The following is a 1,945-nucleotide window of genomic DNA, read 5'->3' on the forward strand; positions in this document are numbered from 1 at the left end:
CTTGGTGGCGATGACCGTGTACTTCACCCCGGGGACGGTGTCGCCGCCCGCGTTCAGCTTCTGCTGGAAGGCGGAGCCGGCGATCTGGTCGGCGAGTCCGGGGGTGGCGGTGCTGATCAGGTCCTCGGCTCCGGGGAAGTACGGGAGCAGCTGGGTGAGTCCGGACAGGGTGGTGCCGTGGTTGTCGGGGGCGAGGCCGACGAGGGCGTTGACCTTGGCGGCGCCGCCGAGGAACTTGAGGTAGTAGCGGGGCATCATGCCGCCCTGGGAGTGGCCGACCAGGTCGGCCTTGGCGGCGCCGGTGGAGGCGAGGACCTTGTCGACGAAGGCGTCGAGCTGGCCGGCGGACTTGTCGATGGGTCCGAGGCCGTTGAAGAAGGGCACGCCGGGCAGCTGGCCGTAGTCGAGGGAGTAGACGCAGTAGCCGCGGTGGACCAGGTAGGGGGCGAATCCGAGCCAGTTGTCGACGGAGTTCCCGAAGGTGCCGTGGACCAGGACGACGGGGCGGGGATGGGCGGCGGACGGCTTGCAGGACCAGTTGTTCCAGCCGCTGCTGGGGGCTGACGCGGCCTGGGCGGCGCCGGTGGGGGCGACGAGGGCGGCTGCGGTGAGGGCGAGGACGGCCAGCGGGCGGAGCAGGCGTCTCCAGGGCAGCATCGTGTGATCTCCTTGCAGGTCAAGGGGAATGCGTGGGGGCGTGGGGGTTCGTCCCGTGATCCGGATCACAAGGGGGGCTGCTGTGGCCAAATTACGGTCCAGTAGCAAAACTTGGAAGTTACGCGTCGGTAAAAACTGGTGTGTCGAGCCTTCCTCCAGTGCCGCTCAGGAACAATGGACGCCCCTGGACACGGACTTGAGGTGAACGCCCGCCATGCAGAGGGCCCCCGGAGCCGGCACCGCCCTGGCCGCCCCGCCCCGGCTGGCGGCCGACCCGCTGGTCGCCGCCGTCACGGAGGCCGCCGTACGCGTACTGGCGCCCCAGGCGGAGCGGACCGCCGTCGACGGGGTGCCGCGCACGCATCTGGACGCGCTCGCCGCAGCCGGCGCGTACGGGCTGGTCGCATACGAACCGGACCCCGCCGACGGGCTGACGGCCCGCCAGGTGTTCCGGGAGGTGCACGAGGTGCTGGCGGCGGTGGACCCCTCGACCTGGTTCGTGTGGACCCAGCACGTCCCGCTGGCCAAGGCCCTGCTCCGGGCGGCCGGCCCGGCGGGGGACGCCCTGCGCGAGAGCCGGCTGCCGGACCTCGCCGCCGGGAAGACCCGCGCCACCGCCGGCTTCGCCTTCCTGCGGCATCCGCGCCCGCCCGTCACCGCCCGGCGGGTCCCGGGCGGATGGCGGCTCGACGGGCGGATGCCCTGGGTGACCGGGTGGGACCTGGCCGACACCGTGTTCGCCGGCGCCGTCGGCCCGTCCGACGAGGCGGTCCTCGCCCTGGTCGACCGTACCGACAGCGGCCTGGGCTCCTCCGAAGGGGCCCCGCTGTGGGCGATGGGCGGTACGCACACCGCCACCGTCGAGCTGCGCGACGTCCGCGTACCCGACGAGCGGGTGGTCGGGGTGCTGCCGCGGACCGACTGGATCCGCGCCTACGACCTGGAGAACGCCGACGCGCAGCCCGCCGTCTTCGGCCAGCTGCGCGCCACCGCCGCCTTCCTCCTCCAGTCACCCCCGTACGAGGACCTCGGCCTGCGCCTCGCCGAGCGCACCGCCCGGCTGCGCGCCGAGGCCTACGCCCTGCGCGACGAGGTCCCGCGCGGGGAGCGCACCGGCGACCGCCTCACCCTGCGGGCCGCCGCCCTGGACCTGGCCGTCCGGGCGGCGGCGACCTGCGTGGCGGTGGCGGGCGGCCGGGCGGTCCAGTACGGGCACACCGCCGGCCGGCTCTCCCGCGAGGCCCAGTTCCACCTGATCCAGGCCCAGACCACCCCGCTGCGCGCGGAG

General features: G+C 74.0%; 2 protein-coding genes. One reads left to right on the top strand and one right to left on the bottom strand.

Going from position 1 to position 1,945, the window contains the following annotated elements; all coding sequences use genetic code 11:
* The coding region (locus tag SSNG_RS07810) for an alpha/beta fold hydrolase (RefSeq protein ID WP_042800709.1) at positions 1-657 on the bottom strand (657 nt) is incomplete at its 3' end.
* Between the two features lie 214 nt (positions 658-871).
* Here SSNG_RS07810 and SSNG_RS41950 point away from each other — a divergent pair.
* A partial coding sequence (locus SSNG_RS41950) for an acyl-CoA dehydrogenase family protein (RefSeq protein ID WP_050779573.1) occupies positions 872-1,945 on the top strand: 1,074 nt, incomplete at its 3' end.

The sequence above is a fragment of the Streptomyces sp. C genome (assembly GCF_000158895.1).
In the GTDB taxonomy this organism is placed as follows: domain Bacteria; phylum Actinomycetota; class Actinomycetes; order Streptomycetales; family Streptomycetaceae; genus Streptomyces; species Streptomyces racemochromogenes.